17 protein-coding genes are annotated in these 18,172 nt (G+C 67.4%); 5 read left to right on the top strand and 12 right to left on the bottom strand.

The features are described from left to right. The 8 genes from JWP90_RS06215 to JWP90_RS06180 form a co-directional block, all read right to left on the bottom strand. Positions 1-756: SDR family NAD(P)-dependent oxidoreductase (locus JWP90_RS06215; RefSeq protein WP_297361190.1), on the bottom strand; the 756-nt coding region annotated here is incomplete at its 3' end. A gap of 259 nt (positions 757-1,015) precedes the next feature. Then, a complete protein-coding gene (locus JWP90_RS06210) occupies positions 1,016-1,855 on the bottom strand; it encodes an ABC transporter ATP-binding protein (protein WP_297361175.1) in 840 nt (279 codons plus the stop codon). Next, the gene (locus tag JWP90_RS06205) at positions 1,855-2,922 is read right to left on the bottom strand and encodes an iron chelate uptake ABC transporter family permease subunit (protein WP_297361172.1); all 1,068 of its coding nucleotides are present in this window, start codon (positions 2,920-2,922) and stop codon (positions 1,855-1,857) included. Before JWP90_RS06205 ends, JWP90_RS06210 begins: the two co-directional genes overlap by 1 nt. After that, positions 2,919-3,953 carry an iron ABC transporter permease gene (locus JWP90_RS06200; protein WP_297361168.1) on the bottom strand — a complete coding sequence of 345 codons (1,035 nt, stop codon included), beginning with the start codon at positions 3,951-3,953 and terminating at the stop codon, positions 2,919-2,921. The genes JWP90_RS06205 and JWP90_RS06200 overlap by 4 nt, the downstream gene beginning before the upstream one ends. Positions 3,954-3,975: 22 nt before the next feature. Next, a complete protein-coding gene (locus tag JWP90_RS06195) occupies positions 3,976-5,013 on the bottom strand; it encodes an iron-siderophore ABC transporter substrate-binding protein (RefSeq protein WP_297361166.1) in 1,038 nt (345 codons plus the stop codon). A gap of 107 nt (positions 5,014-5,120) precedes the next feature. Further along, positions 5,121-6,032: a siderophore-interacting protein gene (locus tag JWP90_RS06190; RefSeq protein WP_297361162.1), complete on the bottom strand. Its 912-nt coding sequence runs from the start codon at positions 6,030-6,032 to the stop codon at positions 5,121-5,123. A 208-nt stretch (positions 6,033-6,240) separates the two neighbouring features. Continuing rightward, positions 6,241-6,804 carry an alpha/beta fold hydrolase gene (locus JWP90_RS06185; RefSeq protein WP_297361160.1) on the bottom strand — a complete coding sequence of 188 codons (564 nt, stop codon included), beginning with the start codon at positions 6,802-6,804 and terminating at the stop codon, positions 6,241-6,243. A 113-nt stretch (positions 6,805-6,917) separates the two neighbouring features. After that, complete coding sequence (locus JWP90_RS06180; protein ID WP_297361158.1) at positions 6,918-8,231, bottom strand: MATE family efflux transporter; 1,314 nt, start codon at positions 8,229-8,231, stop codon at positions 6,918-6,920. Positions 8,232-8,309: 78 nt separating this feature from the next. On the opposite strand from JWP90_RS06180, the gene JWP90_RS06175 reads away from it, so the two are divergent. The 3 genes from JWP90_RS06175 (at position 8,310) to JWP90_RS06165 (ending at position 12,252) form a co-directional block, all read left to right on the top strand. Next, positions 8,310-8,870 (top strand): hypothetical protein, encoded by a 561-nt coding sequence (locus JWP90_RS06175; protein WP_297361156.1) that lies wholly within the window; start codon positions 8,310-8,312, stop codon positions 8,868-8,870. Positions 8,871-9,155: 285 nt separating this feature from the next. After that, the gene (locus JWP90_RS06170; RefSeq protein ID WP_297361154.1) at positions 9,156-11,171 is read left to right on the top strand and encodes a M13-type metalloendopeptidase; all 2,016 of its coding nucleotides are present in this window, start codon (positions 9,156-9,158) and stop codon (positions 11,169-11,171) included. 157 nt (positions 11,172-11,328) lie between these two features. Continuing rightward, a complete protein-coding gene (locus JWP90_RS06165; protein ID WP_367182679.1) occupies positions 11,329-12,252 on the top strand; it encodes a serine hydrolase in 924 nt (307 codons plus the stop codon). Between the two features lie 339 nt (positions 12,253-12,591). On the opposite strand, the gene JWP90_RS06160 is transcribed toward JWP90_RS06165, so the two are convergent. Genes JWP90_RS06160 through JWP90_RS06150 form a run of 3 tightly spaced genes read right to left on the bottom strand, consistent with a single transcriptional unit; the run spans position 12,592 to position 14,515 of the window. Continuing rightward, a complete protein-coding gene (locus tag JWP90_RS06160) occupies positions 12,592-12,996 on the bottom strand; it encodes an NUDIX domain-containing protein (RefSeq protein ID WP_297361185.1) in 405 nt (134 codons plus the stop codon). Then, positions 12,996-13,769, bottom strand: a complete 774-nt coding sequence (locus JWP90_RS06155) for a hypothetical protein (protein ID WP_297361151.1) — start codon at positions 13,767-13,769, stop codon at positions 12,996-12,998. Before JWP90_RS06155 ends, JWP90_RS06160 begins: the two co-directional genes overlap by 1 nt. Beyond that, a complete protein-coding gene (locus JWP90_RS06150) occupies positions 13,766-14,515 on the bottom strand; it encodes an alpha/beta fold hydrolase (protein WP_297361148.1) in 750 nt (249 codons plus the stop codon). The genes JWP90_RS06155 and JWP90_RS06150 overlap by 4 nt, the downstream gene beginning before the upstream one ends. A 128-nt stretch (positions 14,516-14,643) precedes the next feature. Between JWP90_RS06150 and JWP90_RS06145 the strand changes: the two genes are divergently transcribed. After that, positions 14,644-16,029: a glycine--tRNA ligase gene (locus JWP90_RS06145; RefSeq protein ID WP_297361145.1), complete on the top strand. Its 1,386-nt coding sequence runs from the start codon at positions 14,644-14,646 to the stop codon at positions 16,027-16,029. 166 nt (positions 16,030-16,195) lie between these two features. Beyond that, positions 16,196-16,594 carry a DUF4190 domain-containing protein gene (locus tag JWP90_RS06140; RefSeq protein WP_297361143.1) on the top strand — a complete coding sequence of 133 codons (399 nt, stop codon included), beginning with the start codon at positions 16,196-16,198 and terminating at the stop codon, positions 16,592-16,594. Between the two features lie 176 nt (positions 16,595-16,770). Here JWP90_RS06140 and JWP90_RS06135 read toward each other — a convergent pair whose 3' ends face one another. Continuing rightward, entirely contained in the window at positions 16,771-18,105 is a 1,335-nt protein-coding gene (locus JWP90_RS06135) for a glutamyl-tRNA reductase (protein WP_297361181.1), read from the bottom strand. Positions 18,106-18,172 lie beyond the last annotated feature (67 nt).

Here is an 18,172-nt window from a genome sequence, read left to right as displayed (position 1 = left end):
CGGCAGGGCCTCGGGCGGCTGGCCGCCCGCCGTCTGAAGTGGGGTCCAAATCGGGCCAGGTGCGACGACGTTGACCCGTATCCCCTTCGGTGCGAGCTGCTGCGCAAGTGCCTTGGAGAATGCGTTGATCGAGGCCTTCGTCGTCGCGTAGTCGACGAGGTGCTCCGACGGCGAGTATGCCTGAATCGACGAGGTGTTGATGATGGTTGACCCGGGCTTGAGGTGCGGCAGGGCCGCCTTCGTCGTCCAGAACATCGCATAGACGTTGGTCTTGAATGTCTCGTCGAACTGCTCGTCGCTGAGATCGGCCAGATCTTCGACGTATTGCTGCTTGCCGGCGTTGTTCACGAGGATGTCGAGCCCGCCGAATGCAGCCGCGGTGCGCTCCACGATGTCCTTCGCGTAGTTCACATCGGTGAGATCGCCGGGGAGCGCGAGCGCCTTGCGGCCGGCCTCCTCGATCAGCGCCACAATCTCCTGCGCGTCCTCTTCCTCCTCTGGCAGGTACGAGATCGCCACGTCGGCGCCCTCACGCGCGAACGCGATCGCCACGGCCGCGCCGATCCCGGAATCGGCGCCGGTGACCAGAGCTTTGCGTCCCTCAAGTCGACCGGTGCCACGGTAGGACTTCTCACCCCTGTCCGCTTTCTCGATCAGTGCGGAGTCAAGCCCGGATCCTTCCTGATACTGCGCCGTCGTGTCGATGTCGGCGTATTTCCTGGTCGGGTCTTCGAATGTGTACTGGTCTGCAGCCATGCGCTGGTCCTCCTGTTTGTCGATCACTCGAATATCCACCGGTACCGGTGTGTTTTCGATGCTGTCAGGGGCAGCCGGTCAGCGGCATCCGCTTGATTCGCGGCGCGGATTCCGTTATGCCGTCGACATCTCCGCCCGGTGCGCACCTCGCTGACGGTGCTGTGCGGTGCGTCGCGCGGGTATTCCGGCTCGGCGCGGGTTCCGTTCCACGCGCTTGGAGCCAATTCAGCCGCGCGAACGTTCTCCGCGGCTCGAGCGGTTACGGGTGCGGCGCCGCCCGCGGCACGACCATCGGTGTGCCGGTCACCGGGTCGGGGATGATCACGCATGGCAGCCCGAAGACGCTTTCGACGAGATCGGCGGTGAGGATGTCGCCCGGCAACCCGGATGCCACGATGCGGCCCTCCTTCATCACGACGAGGTTCGAGGCGTAGCGGGCGGCCTGGTTGAGATCGTGCAGGACGGCCACGAGAGTACGCCCATCGGAGTGCAGCCGAGCGCACAACTCGAGCACCTCGTACTGGTGGGCGATGTCGAGGAAGGTCGTCGGCTCATCGAGCAGCAGGAGGTCGGTCTGCTGCGCAAGGATCATCGCGATCCAGACGCGCTGTCTCTGACCTCCGGAGAGTTCGGCGACGTACCGTTCGGACAGGTCGGCGCATCCGGTCGAGGAGAGGGCATCCGCAACGGCGAGCTCGTCCTCGTGCGACCACTGCTGGAGGAGGTGCTGGTGCGGGTACCGCCCCCGCCCGACGAGGTCACGCACCGTGATGGCCTCTGGCGCGATAGGACTCTGCGGAAGCATCGCCAGTTGCCTGGCGACCGCTTTGCTGCGATACGAGTCGATCGGTTCGCCGTCGAGGAGGACCTGCCCTGACGCAGGCTTCAGGGTGCGGCTCAGGGCTTTGAGCAGGGTCGATTTGCCGCAAGCGTTCGGTCCGACCACGATCGTGAATCCGCCGTCGGGCACGTCGATCGACAGGCCGTCTACGACGACGCGCTTGTCATATGCGAGGCGCAGGTCTCGGGCGGCGAGGCGGCTCCCGCCCGCGGAATGGCCGGATGGCATCCGGCCGGTTCGGTTGTTCGCTCGAGCCATCAGAGAGTCCCCTTCTTCCACTGGGCGAACAGCAGGACGCCGAGGTAGATCCCGCCGAGAATCGCGGTGAGCACCCCGACCGGCAGAGTCACATCGAGCGGTAGCTGCTGGGTGAGCAGGTCGGCCAGGCTCAGGAGAAACGCTCCCATGAGCGCACTCGCGAGGATGTTCGGCCCGGCGCTCCGGCTGAGCCGCCGCGCGATCTGCGGTGCAACGAGTGCGATGAATGCGATCGGTCCGGCGACGCTCACCGCCGCCGTGGCGAGTCCGATCGCCACCGAAATCGACAACGCCCGGGCGGCGCTGCTGCGCGCCCCGAGGGCATCCGCCTGCTCGTCGCCCATCTCGATCAGCTGCAGCCGCCGGCTGAGTAGCAGTGCGCACGGAATCAGGATGACGATCGCCGCCCAGATGGTCGTCGCGTGATTCCAGTCCCGTGCCGCGAGGCTGCCGTTGAGGTAGGTGGCGAGCACCGTCGCCTGCTCGCGCCCCGCGCGCACGAGCACCCACTGCACGAATGCGAGCGACATCGCGGAAACGCCGATGCCGATGAGGAGGATCCGCGACGGCGAAGAGAAGCCGGTGCCGGTGCCGAAGAAGACGAGCGCCATCGCCAGGAACGCGCCGAGCAGCGCTCCGACCGGCAGCGGAAGGAGCCCAGGCCACAGCAGCCCGAAGGCAGCGGCGCCAGCGGAGGCGCCTGAGGTGAGGCCGATGACGTCTGGACTGCCGAGCGGGTTGCGGGTGACGGTCTGGAACAGTGCGCCGGAGACGGCGAGGGCGGCCCCGGCGGCGAGGCCGACGACGAGTCGCGGCCCGCGGAACGCGGTGAGCACGATTTCGTCGCGACCCTGCCTTTCGCCACGCAGCGTCGGCACGATGTCGCCGAGAGCGATCCCGAGTGTGCCGAGGGTGAGCGTCAGCACACCGGTGACGATCAGCGCGACGACCAGGATGCCGCCGATCAGGAGGGAACGCGGGCGTACCGGCATGCTCAACCAGACGCCGATCCGCAGGGTGGACGGATGCGGGCGAGCCGGAGCGTCGGTCGACGCCGCGCCGGTCACGCGGCGGCCTTCAGCCGGCGGACGGCGAGCAGGAGGATCGGTCCGCCGACGAAGGCGGTGATCACCCCGACCATGAGTTCGGCCGGACTGACGATGACACGGCCCAGGATGTCCGCCGCGAGCAGCAGCGCTGGGCCGGCGACGAGGCAGTACGGGAGCAGCCAGCGGTGGTCAGCCCCGGTCACGCTGCGGACGATGTGCGGCACGGCGAGCCCAACGAACGAGATCGGGCCGACCGCCGCGGTGGCCGCAGCACAGAGCAGGGTCGTGGCGACGGCGCCGAGGATGCGGGTGCGGCCGACGTGGGCGCCGAGCGCCCTGGCGGTGTCGTCTCCAAGGGCGAGGGCGTTGAGCGAGCCGGAGAGAGCGAGGGCGAGCAGGAGCCCGACCGCGATGAACGGGAGGATGTCGAGGATCAGTCGCGGGTCGCGCCCGGCAAGGGAACCGATCACCCAGAACCGGTAGGCGTCGAACACGGTCGGGAGGCTGAGCGACACGGCCTGGATGTACGCGGCGAGCACCGAGGAGACGACCACTCCGGCGAGGACGAGCCGCACCGAAGTGGCCCTGCCGCGACCCGAGCCGAGAAGGTAGACCATGATCACCGCGAGGAACGCTCCTGGCAGGGCGACCCACACGCTCGTCGCACCGCTTACCCCGAGTGCGGTCGCAGTGACGATCGCCGCGGCGGCACCGGTGTTGACCCCGAAGAGCCCAGGGTCGGCGAGAGGGTTGCGGGTGAGCCCCTGCATGACGCCGCCGGCGACGGCAAGCGCGGCACCGACGAGCAGCCCGAGCAGGGTGCGGGGAACCCGGCTGGCAATCACCGTGTCCGCGTAGCTGTTCCCCGGCGCGGACAGCGCACTCCAGACCTCGGGCAGCGGAATGTACTTGTTGCCGACCGCGAGGCTGAGCAGCGCGAGAACGACGAGGGCCAGGGTCGTGACGACGAACCCGATCAACAGTTGCGGTGTACGCCGACGAGCGCCGGGGGCGAGCCCGGCGCTCGTCAGCGCAACCGTTGCGGTCATCCGCGGCGTTGTTCGCGCGACTCTATTTCGCGACCTTGGTGACGGCATCCTCGATGAACGGAATGTACTTGTCGAGAGCCCACGGCACGCTGAGCGGCGTGATCATGCTCGACGCCATGCCGAGCTGATTGTCGACGCTCGGCACGTAGGAACCACGCTCGACTGCCGGGATCTGCGCGAACAACGGCTGCGCCTCGATGAGCTTCTGGTTCTCCTCGTCGTTGAACCAGGTGAACAGCACGTCGACGTCGTCGAGCAGGTCGGCGCGTTCGAGTCCGACGGTCGAGCTGAAGCTGCCATCGGTGAGCGGCACATCTGCGACGGTCTCATCCATCGTCAGGCCGAGACCCGAGATGAGGTCGACGCGCGGGTCGCCGGCCTGGTAGAGCGCGAGGGCGCCGGGCTCCGCGGCGTAGACGTAGGCGAAGCTCACATCGGTGAACTCGGGGTGCTCCGCGGCGGCGGCGGCGATGTCCTCCTCGATGCCGGCGATGAGCTCGGCTGCCTCGTCGCTCTTGCCGAGCGCGGTGCCGATGATCTCGATCTGCTCATCCCAGGTGGTGCGCCACGCGGTGTCGGGGTACGCGACGACGGGGGCGATCTCGCTGAGGGTCGTGAACTCGTCCTCCGAGATGCCGGACTGCGGCGCGAGGATCAGGTCGGGCGCGAGCTCGAGCACAGCCTCGACGTCGATCTCCGGGTACACGTCGAACGTCGCGGGAAGCTCGTCGCCCTTCGCCACGATCGCGTCCCGGACCCACGGGAAGTACTGGTCCTCGTCGCCTCCCCATGTTGCTGCTTCGACGCCGACCGGTGTGGTGCCGAGGGCGATCGCGGTGTCGGCGGAGCCCCAGCCGATCGTCACGACGCTTTTCGGTTCGCTCGGGATGACGGCGTCGCCGAGTGCGCTCTCGATCGTCACGGGGAAGGCGGCACTGTCGCTGGCGGCGGCATCCGTTTCACTCGTCGCGGAGGAGCCACAGCCGGAGAGCAGGAGGGCGCTCGCCGTCACGACGGTCAGCAGAGTGGCGCCGCGTCGGAAGGAGGGGGCAGTGTGCATCGGGGGGATCCCTTCGGTTGATGCAGCGGATGCCGCGGGCGCGGCTGTGCGGGCGGGTGGGGGAGGTCGGAAGGTGTCGCGCTCGCTCGCGAACGGGGTTGGGATGCCTAGTTCTCGGCGCGGCCGGCGCGCCAGTAGCCCATGAAGGCGACCTGGTGGCGGTCGAGTCGGGTCTCGGAGACGAGGAAGCGGCGGAGAGTCTTGATCACACTGGCTTCGCCAGCGAGCCAGGCGTAGAGCTCACCGCCGCGGCTCGACGGCTCGGGGACCTCCCAGAGGATTCCCTGGTCGATGTCGACGTCCGAGACATCCGGACCGCGATGGGCGTCGGTGATGAAGTCGTGGGTCCAGGCGCGGACGGCGGGGTCGAGAGCTGAGCCGTGTGCCTGATCGCCGCGCGGAAGCCAGGTGACCTGGACGCCGTCCGGAGCACCCGTGGCAACGGCATCCGATTCGGAGGGAACTTCGAGGAAGGCGCAGCCCTGCGCGCTGCGCGGCAGGGAGGCGAGGATCGAGCAGATGGCGGGTGTGGCCGTTTCGTCGCCCGCCATCAAAATGCGCTTCGCCGAGCCGGGCTTCCACTCGATGCCGACGCTCGGGTCTTCGCCGCGGGAGTCCGGGCCGACGATGCAAAGCTCGTCGCCGATGCGTGCACCCTGAACCCAGCGTGAGGCGGGGCCAGCGTCGCCGTGCAGCACGAAGTCGACGTCGATCTCGCTGCACGCGGAGCGAACGGCGCGAACCGTGTAGGTGCGGATCGGGTTGCGGAGCTCGTCCGGCAGAGTGCGCCAGGCGCTGAACCAGTTGGTCTCGTCGAGCGGGGTGATGCCGATACCCGGCAGGGGCAGGACGATCTTGATGCGCTGGTCGAGGCCGTGAGTGCCGAAGTGACGGAGCTCAGCACCGGCGAACGTCACCCGCACGAAGGTGGGGCTGAGCCGGTCTACCCGGGCAACCGACACCGCGTATGGCCGGAAGTTCGGGATCGTCCGCGGGCGAGCTTCCGTCGTAGTAAGCATTGCCTAAGTATGGCATGCCTAACCTCACTTGGTACAGAAGTTTTTTCTCAGCGCGGTGCTGTGAGCATGCTGTCGAGTGCGGATTCGACGTCGTCCTGTCCCGCACGCTTTGGCGGCTTGAGCATCAGATCGAAGCGGGAGGATCACATCCAAAGAGGCGCTGCAACGAAAAACGCAGCGCCATAGAGCTGCTGGCCGAAACACTCCGTCAGTCGGCTGCCGAGAGAATTCTGTCGAGGATGGGCCGAAGTTCCGGCAGAGAGCGGCAGCCCTGCCGCTCAACGAAATGCCCGCCGCCCGGGACGATGGTCAGCGGGGCCTCCAGGCTGCGTGCCATGGCCGCTGTGATCGGGGGCGCGACGGTGGTGTCGTTGTCCGATCCGAACACGTGCCTGTGCCTGGCGCCATCGAGAATCGCCTGAACATCCAGCGGTGCGGCGGTGAACGGGTCGAGCATGGGGAGGTTCGGCAGTGGCTGGGTGAAACCCGCCACGAGGATGAGCCCCCTGAGCGTCCACGGCTGCGGCAATTCTGCGAGCAGCCGCAGCGTCGTGATCGACCCCAGGCTGTGCCCGATCAGGATGGTGTCGTCGTCCACATCGCCAACGGCATCCTGCAGGGTTTCGAGCCACGGCCCTGGCTGGGGGTGCCTCGAGTTCGGAAGCGCCGGCACCCGCACCACGCCAGGCTCGAACTGCTCGACGAGCCACGGGAACCAGTGTTTCGTGGGAGCGGCACGGTAGCCGTGGGCGACGACGATTCGGGGGGCCATTCTCCGAGTCTGCCAGCACCGTCGACGTTCCACAGGGCGCAGCCGCTGGAACCGGCCCATGTCTGTTGCCGGGCGTGTGCGCAGCGCCAAAAAGCCTGTTGAGTGTTCCTCGGTTACGCGCCCGTGCGCATCCAGGCCGTCGTGCGGGCCCGGAGCCCGAGCGTCACGGCGCGAGCGGCCAGGTACCCGATCGAGAACGCGGCAGTGAGCAGGGCGAGCCCGGTGGCATCGGAGGGCGCGGCGGCGAGCACCCACAAGGCCAGCGGCACGAAGACAGCAACGTTCAGGATGCCGGTGAGCGCGAGATAACGGGCGTCACCGGCGCCGATCAGCACGCCGTCGAGCACAAACACGAACCCGGCCAGCGGGGTGCTGATGCCGAGGATCACAAGGCTCGGCATCAGCAGCAGGGCGAGGTCCGGGTCGCCCGTGAAGAGCAGGCCGGCGATCCCTGAGGTGGCGATCACGACCAGCCCGAGGATCAGACCCGAGCCCACTCCCCACTGCAGGCACCGTGCCAGGATCGAGCGCACGAGGGTGGTGTCCGCGGCCCCGAGGCTCTTGCCGATGAGGGCCTGTGCGGCGATCGCAAGGGCATCGAGCGCGAACGCCGTGAAGGTGAACAGAGTCATCACGATCTGGAACCCGGCGAGCTCCGCCGTGCCGAGGCCGGTCGCGACGAAGCTGGCCAGCAGGATCGCGACGCGCAGGCTCACCGTGCGGACGAACAGCCAGCCGCCCGAGAACGCCGAGCCCGAAATCCCGGCCCGGTGTGGTCGAACCGATGCGCCTGTTCGGCGGGCGTGATGCACAACCACGGCGAGGTACGCCACCGCCATGCCCCACTGCGCCAGAACCGTGCCGAGGGCCGCCCCTGCGATGCCAAGGTCGAGCAGGTAGATGAGCACGAAGTTGAGGGCGATGTTCGCGGCGAAGCCTGCCGTCGCCACGAGAAGCGGTGTGCGCGTGTCCTGCAGCCCGCGCAGCAGGCCGGTCGCCGCGAAGACGAGCAGCATCGCCGGCAGGCCAGCCATCGACATCGAGAGGTAGACGGATGCCTGCTCCGTGACATCCGGCGACGCCCCGAACGGACTCACGAGGAGCGGTGTGGCGAACCAGCCGGAGATTCCGAGCAGAGCGCCCAGGCCGAGGGCGAGCCACAATCCGTCGATCCCGACGGAGACCGCGCCGCGTTCGTCGCCAGCGCCCAGCCGCCGGGCGACTGCCGGGGTCGTCGCGTAGGCGAGGAACACCATGAGGCCGATGATCGTCTGGATCACCACTCCGGCGATGCCGAGTCCGGCGAGCGGGGTGATGCCCAGGTGGCCGACCATGGCCGAGTCGGCGAGAAGGAACAGCGGTTCGGCGACGAGCGCACCGAAGGTCGGGACCGCGAGACGCAGGATGTCGCGGTTCACGGTAGTCACTGCTCGAGCCTAGGACACCACGCCTTTTGGCATTCGATCCGCCTGCTGAGAGGCTGGAGTCGGCAGACAGGAGGACCCATGACCGACTCAATCCAGGGAACGGATGCGCGCACACCGGCCGGTTCGGCACGCTCGGCGCGCGGTGGCGGGCTCGCACTCGTGGTCACCCTCGGCGGCATCCTCCTCGCCGCGTGGATCGTGGCTGGGCGCGTCCTCTTCGGCGTCAGCGGGGTGCTCGTTCCGGTCTTCGCCTTGACCCTCGGCCCGCTGATCGTGCTGCTGCACGTTCTGGCTGGGCTCGGCATCCGACGCGCGGTCCGCGCCGGGTACCGCATCCGTCCTTCGACGGTCGTCCCTCTCGTCATGTCATGGATCAGTGGCGTGCTCTTCGGGCTCACCGTCCCCGAGGCGATGCCCGAACTCCGGTCGGTCCTTGCCGACGGGAGCGAGCCATGGGCCGTCGAGATGTCGACCGCCCTGTGCAATCCGCTGGCAATCATCTGTGTGGGAACCTCGGTCGCGGCGGTGATCTTCGCCCACGTGAACGCGCGCGGGCCCGTTGCCGACCCCGGCGACGACGAGCTCGCCCCCGCTGACACCGGTCGGCCCGAAAGGGTTCTTCCCAGAACCCTGGAGTGACCCTTGGGCCCGCCCGCGGCGGATCGGGGCTTCCACCTCCTCCCGGGAGGGACGTAGTCTCGCTGCCATGATCGGAGAATTGCGCAGCGTCGTGATCGACTGCCCGAACCCTGATCAGCTCGCCTGATGGCCGCGCTCGCGATCGTGGTCGGCCTGGCGGCATCGGTCCTCTCCCGCCGCCGCGACGTCGAGTCGGCGCGACCCCGGAGTCGCTGCGCTCGCGGGTCCGTCCCCGGCTCGGAAATCACCCGCCCTTAACGATCGCCAGTCTCCTAGGGTGGAGCTATGACGAACGCGGCTCTTCCTTCCGGAATCTCCCTCGACGAACTCGACCCAGCGGTCCGGCCTCAGGACGACCTCTACAGGCACGTCAACGGCCAGTGGCTCGCCCGCACCGAGATCCCGGCCGACAAGGCCCGATGGGGCTCCTTCCACATGCTCGCAGAGGAGGCAGAGAAGGCGGTGCAGGCGATCATCCTGGAGGCGCAGGATGCCCCAGACGATGAGAACGCGGACCCCGAGCAGCGCAAGGTCGGCGACCTCTACGCGAGCTTCATGGACGAGGACCTGGTCGAGGCGCTCGGCGCGACGCCTGTCGCCGGGCAGCTCGCAGCGATCGAGAACATCGGGTCGATCGAGCAGCTCGTGCGCACGACGGCCCAACTGGAACGGGCAGGGGTGAGCGGGTTCCTCCAGCTCTACGTCGACAACGACCCGGGCAACCCTGAGCGGTATCTCGTCCTCCTCGAGCAGGGCGGGATCTCGCTGCCCGATGAGAGTTACTACCGTGACGACAAGTTCGCTTCAATCCGAACCGCCTATGTCTCGCACATCGAGCAGATGTTCGAGCTGGTTGCCGAAGGGCTCCCAGGCGGGACGCAATTCCGGAGCGCCGTCGTCCGCGCGCAGCACGTGTTCGACATCGAGACAGCCATCGCCGCCGTGCACTGGGACAACGTCCGTTCCCGCGACAGCGAAGCCACCTACAACCTGCACACCTGGGACGAAGCCGCAGGGCTGTTCGCCGGCGCTTCCAAGGACCGCACGCTGATCGACGCCTGGCTCCAGGCACTCGGGGCACCCGAGGGCGCGTTTCAGGAGGTCGTCGTCCGCCAGCCGAGCTTCTTCGCCGGGCTCGCTCCGCTTCTCGTGCCGTCGAAGCTCGCGGCGTGGAAGGACTGGCTCGCCTGGAAGGTCGTCCACGGCGCCGCGCCCTATCTCTCGCGCGACTTCGTGGCATCCAATTTCGGCTTCTACGGCCGCACCCTTTCAGGGACGCCGGAGATCCGCGACCGGTGGAAGCGGGGCGTGTCGCTCGTCGAGAGCGTGCTCGGCGAAGCCGTCGGCAAGATCTACGTCGACAGGCACTTCCCGGCTGAGGCGAAGGCGTCCATGGATGTGCTCGTCGCCAACCTCGTCGAGGCCTACCGCCAGTCGATCAGCACGCTGACCTGGATGGGCAACGACACCCGTAAGCGGGCGCTCGAGAAGCTCGAGCAGTTCACCCCCAAGATCGGGTTCCCGTCGAAGTGGCGGGATTACTCGAGCCTCGACGTGCAGAGGACCGACCTGCTCGGCAACGTTCGCCGAGCGAGCCTGTTCGAGTTCCGCCGCGAGCTCGGCAAGATCGGGAAGCCGCTCGATCGCGAGGAGTGGTTCATGACTCCCCAGACGATCAACGCCTATTACAACCCCGGCTTCAACGAAATCGTCTTCCCCGCGGCGATTCTTCAGTTTCCCTTCTTCGAGCAGGGCAGGGATGCCGCAGCGAACTACGGTGCGATCGGAGCGGTCATCGGGCACGAGATCGGGCACGGCTTCGACGACCAGGGCTCGAAGTACGACGGCACCGGGAAGCTCACCGACTGGTGGACCGCCAAAGACCGCAAGGCGTTCGAGAAGCGGACCGCGTCGCTGATCGCCCAGTTCAACGCCCTCGCACCGGCCCAGGTTCCTGACCACCACGTCAACGGAGCGCTCACCATCGGCGAGAACATCGGCGACCTCGGTGGTCTGTCCATCGCATGGAAGGCGTACCTGATTTCGCTGGCAGGGCAGGAGCCGCCGGTGATCGACGGGCTCACGGGCGGTGAGCGGTTCTTCCTCTCCTGGGCGCAAGCCTGGCAGCAGAAAGGCCGCGATGCCGAGGTGATCCGGCTCCTCGCGATCGACCCGCACTCGCCAAACGAGTTCCGCTGCAACCAGATCGTGCGGAACATCGACGAGTTCTATCAGACCTTCGCCGTCACCCCGGCGGATGCCCTCTGGCTGGACCCGTCACAGCGGGTCACCATCTGGTAGCGCCTCCTCCGACTTGGTGAGTCTGCGATACTTGGAGACACGGCCACGGCGATCGTCCGTGCTTCAGGCGCGGGCATCCGTATTTCGGCCAGGCCAGAGCAATCTGTGGGCGGCGCCGGGAATCCAGCGGACCGGTCACTCTACGGAGATTTTGCCAGTGGTACCGTCGACGCAACACCCAGCTGCACCCCAGCCGTACAGCCGCACGCGGCAGCGGGAGCGTCGACGCGCCAGGCATCGGTCGGCCGAGCCGGCTGAAACGTTCGCCAGAAGCCTGAAAGCCCTCGGCTTCCTCGCACGGAACGGCGTGCTGGTCTCCGCGCGCGTCACCGATCTCTCAACGGGCGCCGAGCTGTTGAGCGTCGACGACTACGTGGTCATGCCGACCGCATCGATCGGCAAGGTGCTGCTGCTGATCGACGTCGCCGCCAGGTTGTCCGACACCGAGTTCGCGGCCCTCACGATCCTTGACAGGGAGTCGAACGATTCCGTCGGGAACTCCGGGATCTGGCAGCATCTCCAGGCGCCGTCGCTGCCGGTCGCTGACCTCGCTGCGCTGATCGGTGCAACGAGCGACAACCTCGCGACCAACGTGCTGCTGCGCCTGATCGGCCTTGATTCGGTGAGCAGGCGGGCCGAGTCGATCGGGCTCAAGCGCACCGCCCTCCTTGACCGTGCCCGCGACAAGCGCGGACCGGACGACGCACCGCACCTGTCTGTCGGTTCGATGAAGGAGATCGCCTGGCTGTTCTCCGCTCTCGCTCGCGGGGAGATCGTCGACCAGGCGACGAGCCAGCGGGTGGCCGGCTGGCTGTCGCTCAACACCGACCTCTCGATGGTGGCATCCGCCTTCGGGATGGATCCGCTGTCGCACCGTTCAGGGGATCACGGCATGCAGATGTTCAACAAGACCGGTGTCGACCCCGGGGTCCGGGCAGATGCTGGGGTGGTGCGCGGTCCACGGGCGGGCGTCGCCTATGCGGTCGCCGTCTCCTTCGCCGACACCGACCTGTCGACGAGGCTCGCGGTTTACGACGCCCTTCACACCCTCGGACTGGATCTCGTCGAGTACATTCACTGAGCTCGGGCGTGGCATCCGTCGTGCGTTGCCACAGAAGGCGGGACTGGGTGCAGCGTTGCCAGGAACGGCTGGAGTTTTCCACGATTCGTGACCCTGTTCGGCAACGCAAGCGCCCGAGGCACGACGGATGCCGCCGGCACGACGGATGCCCTCACCGCCGCCGGTGCGACGCTGGTGGCCCAGCCGACCGAGACGCCGTGGCGGTCGCTGAACGCGCGACTCGAGGGCCCTACCCGACCGCCGGGGGGTGCATCGTTGATGGAATGGAGTAGCGACCGAGCGCAGCGAGGCCGAGTATCGAGATCTGGCCCGCGTCTCAAGCGCTCGACCAGTAGTTGCTCAGTCGATGAGGCCCATCGCGGCGAGGCGCTGAAGCACCTCCGAGCCGGCCGGCGGGCAACGATTCAGGTCGGCCGTCGTCACCCAGTGCACAGCGCTGACCTCGGCGCTCGGACGAGGCTCTGCATCCGTCTCGGCCGAGAAGACCACCATCCGCACCCGCCGGCCGTCGGGTTCGCCGTGCGCTTGCGTCACCACGGTGAACAGTTCGCGCACGGTGCCGGGCACGAGGCCCACCGCCACCTCTTCGCGGGCTTCCCGCGCGGCGGCATCCGCCGGCGACTCTCCCGGATCGACCTTGCCGCCGGGGAGGTAGAGCACGTCGCGACTGCGAGCGGTGACCATGAGCATCCGACGGTCCCGGATGACTGCGACCGCTGCGACGGAGATGTCCGGAAGGTCCATCACGCCGTTTGCTCGCGGGTGGCCTCACCGGTGCTGGCGCCATCGCCGGCGGCAGCGGCCAGCACGGTGGACGCTTCGGATGAGCGCACCAGGAGGTCGACGGCCTCACTGACGGCCTGGAGGGTTTCCGGCTGGTGCAGGATGCGGAAGTGCCCGTTCACCGGGAGTTGTACGTTCGTGGCCCCGGTGAGCACGCTGCCGTCTGGCACGTGCGGGTCGAAACCACCGAAGATCGACACGATCCTCGAGTTGACGCTCCAGTTGCTGCCCAGGCTCACGATCGTCTCATTCGTCGGGATGAACGCGCGCAGGGTCTGGCCCAGCACGTACCGGGCGTAGCGGGAGCCGGCGAACGGGGTGCAGACGGCGACGAGGCCGAGAAGGTGCAGTTCTTCGGAGGACGACACCAGCATGTGCTTGCCGACGAGCCCTCCCTTGCTGTGCGCGACGATCAGCCGGCCGGCAGGGTTGGCTGAAACCCGCGACAGTGCGCGAGCAAGACGCTCGGACGTCTCGACAATCGGCCGGCGGTTGTAGCCGAGCCCGTGCACGACACTGACCGGGTAGCCTGCCGCGTTGAGACGTTCGGCGATCGGGCGCAGGAAGCTCCACCGCTCGTACACACCGGGCACAAGCACGATGGTCGGCTTGCCTGGCTCGCCCTCGCCGAACGACCGAGGGACTCGCCAGGTCAGCATCGACCGGGTGTGCATGACGCCGGCATCGATGTAATCGACGGCCCACACCCCGAGTTTGTGCAGCAGCGTGCTCACTGTTTTCCCTTCGCGTGGTGGGCGATCAGGGTTCCCACCGTTCTCCCGTTCGTCATCATCACCTCGTGACCGGTCCCTGGTACCTGAACCAGACGGGCCGTGGGGATGATCCTGACGATGCGGTCCACCCAGCCCCGCGGGCACAGGAAGTCCTCGCTGCCCCGAACGACGAGGGTATCCGCCAGCACCCGTGGCATGGTGTCCTCGACACGGTGGGCCATCATCGTGCGCAGCGTCTTGAAATACCAGCGCGGCCCGGCCTTGAGGTAGTAGACCAGGCCGAATCCGATCACGCGCAGTTGCGCGCCCCACAGGTCCTGCACCAGCCGCAACGCCTGGATCCGCGCGCCCCGTTCTTCGGGATTGACGGTCGGGCTGATGAGGACGACGCGGTCGAAAAGGTCAGGATGCCGCGCGGCCGCCTCGACAGCGACCTGCGCTCCCATCGAATGGCCGACGAGCACCGGATCCGCGATCCGGCGGTATTTCACGAGTTCAGCGATGAGGTCGCCGGACTGGTGCATGTCGAGGGGAGTTTCCGGTTCGGGAGCGTCACCGAAACCGGGGAGGTCGAGGGCGTACACCCGCCCGTGCTGCCCGAGTGTGTCGGTGAGGGTGCCCCAATAGCGCCGCCCCATGCCGATTCCGTGCAGGAGGACGAAGCTCGGCCCGGCGCCGGTGCCGCTCTCCGTGACGACCGCGACATGCTCGCGAGACCGGAACTCGGAGGTGTGCGGCACGGACATTCCGTCAGTCTACGGTTGCCTCCCGAAGGGTGGCTGTAGGTCCCCGGCGAGCGGGCTTGAGAGGCGCGGCTAAGCTGGACAGGCGTCCGTGCAGCCGGCACGGGCCTCTTTTTGCATCAGGAGCCACAGTGGCCGCATCCAGCCGTCTCGACTCAGTCATCGCCCTCGCCCGCCACCGCGGCTTCGTCTTCCAGGCCGGTGAGATCTACGGAGGTTCGAGATCCGCCTGGGATTACGGGCCGCTCGGAGTGGAGCTCAAGGAGAACATCAAGCGCCAGTGGTGGAAGCACATGGTCACCCGTCGCGATGACGTTGTCGGCATCGATTCCAGCGTCATCCTCCCGAAGAAGGTGTGGGAAGCATCCGGTCACGTGGGTGTCTTCACCGACCCGCTCGTCGAGTGCCTCAGCTGTCACAAGCGGTTCCGGGAGGACCACCTCCTCGAGGCGTTCGAGGAGAAGAAGGGCCGTGCCCCCGAGACCGGGATGCTCGAGATCGCGTGCCCGAACTGCGGCACCCGTGGCGAGTGGACGCCTCCCCGTGACTTCAACATGATGCTCAAGACGTATCTCGGTCCGGTTGAGGACGAGTCAGGAGTGCATTACCTGCGCCCCGAAACCGCGCAGGGCATCTTTGTGAACTTCGCCAACGTGCTTCAGGCTGCCCGCATGAAACCGCCGTTCGGCGTCGGCCAGATCGGCAAGAGCTTTCGTAATGAGATCACCCCGGGCAACTTCATCTTCCGCACCCGCGAGTTCGAGCAGATGGAGCTTGAGTTCTTCGTCGAGCCCGGTTCAGACGAAGAGTGGCACCAGTACTGGATCGACTACCGGTTCAGCTGGTACACCGACCTCGGCATCGACCCGGAGAACCTGCGTTTGTTCGAGCACCCGCAGGAGAAGCTCTCGCACTACTCGAAGCGAACCGTCGACATCGAGTACAAGTTCGGTTTCATCGGGGGAGACTGGGGCGAACTCGAGGGCGTTGCGAACCGCACCGACTTCGACCTCACGACCCATGCCGAGCACTCAGGCAAGGACCTCTCCTTCTTCGACCAGGGCAAGAACGAGCGCTGGGTTCCGTACGTCATCGAACCAGCGGCCGGACTCACCCGCTCGCTCATGGCGTTCCTCGTCGACGCCTATCACGAGGAGGAAGTGCCGAACGCAAAGGGCGGCACAGACAAGCGCACAGTGCTCAAACTCGACCCGCGTCTGGCGCCGGTGAAGGCGGCGGTTCTGCCGCTCAGCCGCAACGAAGCTCTCTCCCCGATCGCCAGGAAAATCGCCGCCGAGCTGCGTGAGACCTGGAACATCGACTTCGACGACGCCGGCGCGATCGGCCGTCGTTACCGCCGCCAGGACGAAGTCGGCACGCCATACTGCGTCACGGTGGACTTCGACTCGCTCGAAGACCACGCCGTCACGGTTCGCGACCGCGACACCATGGCACAGGAGCGCGTGCCCGTCGACAAGCTCTACCTGTACCTGGCTCAGCGGCTCAAGGGCGCGTAATCGTTCGGACCGCGCGAGGAAGGCCGCCCCGAAAGCGGCACCGGCGGCCTCGTGCGAACCTCGCGCTCGTCATGGACGGTGGTTCTGCCCATGCCATACACGGTCGGGTAATTGACACTCACCCACGCTGGCTGCCAGCATGGAAGCCGGCTTACGAAGGAGCACCATGACCGACAACAACATCCCGCCAGTACCCCCGGCAGGCTCGAATCCGCCGTACGGTCAGCCGCCGCAGCAGGCTCCGCAGTACGGCGCACCCCAGTACAACGCTCCGCAGTACGGCGCTCCGCAGTACGGTGGCTACGGCCAGCCCGGACAGTCCCAGAAGTGGAACGTCCTCTCCATCATCACCCTGGTGAGCGCGGTCCTCGGTTTCGCACTCATCTCCGTCGTGCTCGGCATCATCTCGCTCAACCAGATCAAGAAGACCGGCGAGCAGGGCAAAATTCTTGCCATCATCGGTATCGTGATCGGTGCACTCGCCACGATCGGCTACATCATCGCGATCATCGCTTTCTTCGCGATTCTCGGCAGCGCAGATCCCGGAACGTTCGAGTCGTACTAACTCTTTCCCAGGAACGCCCGCGCCACGTTTCGTGGGGCGGGCGTTTTCCGTATGGGCCGACACTCGACAGGGCACGCTGGATGCCCCGGACGCTCAGCAGGAGAAAACCGCAGGTCAGCGGCGATCGATCCTGTCGACACCCGGCCTGGCGCGCCGGGCGAGAAGCACGCGCGAGCTCAGGATGCCGCTTCGTCGGCCTCGAGGTCGACGACCGACTCCGACTGCACGGCGAGACCGAACAGGGCGTCGAGTGCATCGATGTAGCGCTGGGCGTCTCCGGCGCGGGCGAGGTCACGGGCCCGGACCGTCGGAGCGTGCAGCAGGCGGCCCATCATGTGCCGCAGTGCCTGTTCGGCGACGCCGTCCGGGTCCCGAGGGGCGACCCTGGCGATCTCGGACTCGAGCAGTTCCTGGGCGTGCCGGCGGAGAGCGACGACGGCAGGGGCGAGGCTCTGCTCGTCGGTGACCGCGGCGAACTTGCGGGCGGCTCTGTCGACGATTTCGTGTGCGTGGTCCGTGGCCTGCAGTTCCTCGAGCGGTGCGTGGATGCGGATCGTCTCCAGGTCGAGCAGGTCCACCCCGTGCACTCCGGCGACGTCGGGGTCGACGTTGCGGGGCAGGCCGAGGTCGATGACGAGCTGGCCGGCGTCGGTGTGGACGGGGCAGCCGGGGGTGCCGTCGTGTTCAAAGGGCGGCAGCGACTCGTGCGATTCGCGGCGACCGGCGTTGAGCAGGGCGGCATCGAGCACGAACCCGGATGCGGTCGTGCAGGTGACGACGATCGTCGCCTCCGCGGCTTCGCGGGCGAAAGCATCCGCTTCGATGGCGCGGATGGCGTGGCTCGCGGCGAAACCGGCGGCGCGGCCGGAGGGGGAGTACACGGCGACATCCGTGACGCCGCGGTCGCGGAGTGCAGCGAGGCTGGCGCCCGCGTAGGCCCCGGTGCCGATGAGAAGCACGCGAACGGCGGACCAGTCGATGATGCGGCTTTCGGCCAGATCGAGTGCGAGGCGCACGATCGAGCGGCCGGCCCGGCCGAGTGGGGTGTTGTTCTTGACGCCGCGTGAGGTCTGCGATGCGCGCTGGAACAGCCGCTCCAGGTCGCTCGTCGTTGTTCCGGCTTTCCGGGCGGTCTCCAGCGAGCGGCGCACCTGGCCGGCGATCTCGCCCTCGCCGACGATGACCGACTCGAGCCCCGCCGAAACCGCGAAGAGGTGCCTGGCGGCGGCTTCGTCGGTGTGGACGCTCCACGTCGAGTGGAGCTGATCCGCCGGGATGCCCGAGGCCGCGCTGATCGCGGCGGTCGCGGCTTCGACGCCGACCTGCTGGCCTGCCGTGATCGGCTCGTCGAGGTCGATGTATGCCTCGAACCGGTTGCACGTCGAGATGACGACGGCTCCGGCGACGCATTCGGCGTGCTCGGTGATGCGTTCGGCGACCGACTCGGCGCCCCCGGAGAGACGCTCGAGGAGGTCGAAGGAGGCGTTTTTGTGACTCGCCGTCAGACACATGAGCACCAGTCAAGGATACATTCCCCGACCGGGTGCTCCTGCCCACACTGGCGCCCGTCCGCTCAGG

Origin of the sequence: Mycetocola sp. (assembly GCF_025464835.1) — a bacterium.
In the GTDB taxonomy this organism is placed as follows: Bacteria; Actinomycetota; Actinomycetes; order Actinomycetales; family Microbacteriaceae; genus Mycetocola_A.
The sequence above is the reverse complement of the archived record's forward strand: the minus strand, read 5'-3'. Positions and strand labels throughout refer to the sequence as shown.

Coding starts and splice junctions, on each gene's coding strand:
- JWP90_RS06210 (WP_297361175.1), bottom strand. CDS start 1,855: ATGGCTCGAGCGAACAACCGAACCGGCCGGATGCCATCCGGCCATTCC.
- JWP90_RS06200 (WP_297361168.1), bottom strand. CDS start 3,953: ATGACCGCAACGGTTGCGCTGACGAGCGCCGGGCTCGCCCCCGGCGCT.
- JWP90_RS06195 (WP_297361166.1), bottom strand. CDS start 5,013: ATGCACACTGCCCCCTCCTTCCGACGCGGCGCCACTCTGCTGACCGTC.
- JWP90_RS06190 (WP_297361162.1), bottom strand. CDS start 6,032: ATGCTTACTACGACGGAAGCTCGCCCGCGGACGATCCCGAACTTCCGG.
- JWP90_RS06185 (WP_297361160.1), bottom strand. CDS start 6,804: ATGGCCCCCCGAATCGTCGTCGCCCACGGCTACCGTGCCGCTCCCACG.
- JWP90_RS06175 (WP_297361156.1), top strand. CDS start 8,310: ATGACCGACTCAATCCAGGGAACGGATGCGCGCACACCGGCCGGTTCG.
- JWP90_RS06170 (WP_297361154.1), top strand. CDS start 9,156: ATGACGAACGCGGCTCTTCCTTCCGGAATCTCCCTCGACGAACTCGAC.
- JWP90_RS06160 (WP_297361185.1), bottom strand. CDS start 12,996: ATGGACCTTCCGGACATCTCCGTCGCAGCGGTCGCAGTCATCCGGGAC.
- JWP90_RS06150 (WP_297361148.1), bottom strand. CDS start 14,515: ATGTCCGTGCCGCACACCTCCGAGTTCCGGTCTCGCGAGCATGTCGCG.
- JWP90_RS06140 (WP_297361143.1), top strand. CDS start 16,196: ATGACCGACAACAACATCCCGCCAGTACCCCCGGCAGGCTCGAATCCG.
- JWP90_RS06135 (WP_297361181.1), bottom strand. CDS start 18,105: ATGTGTCTGACGGCGAGTCACAAAAACGCCTCCTTCGACCTCCTCGAG.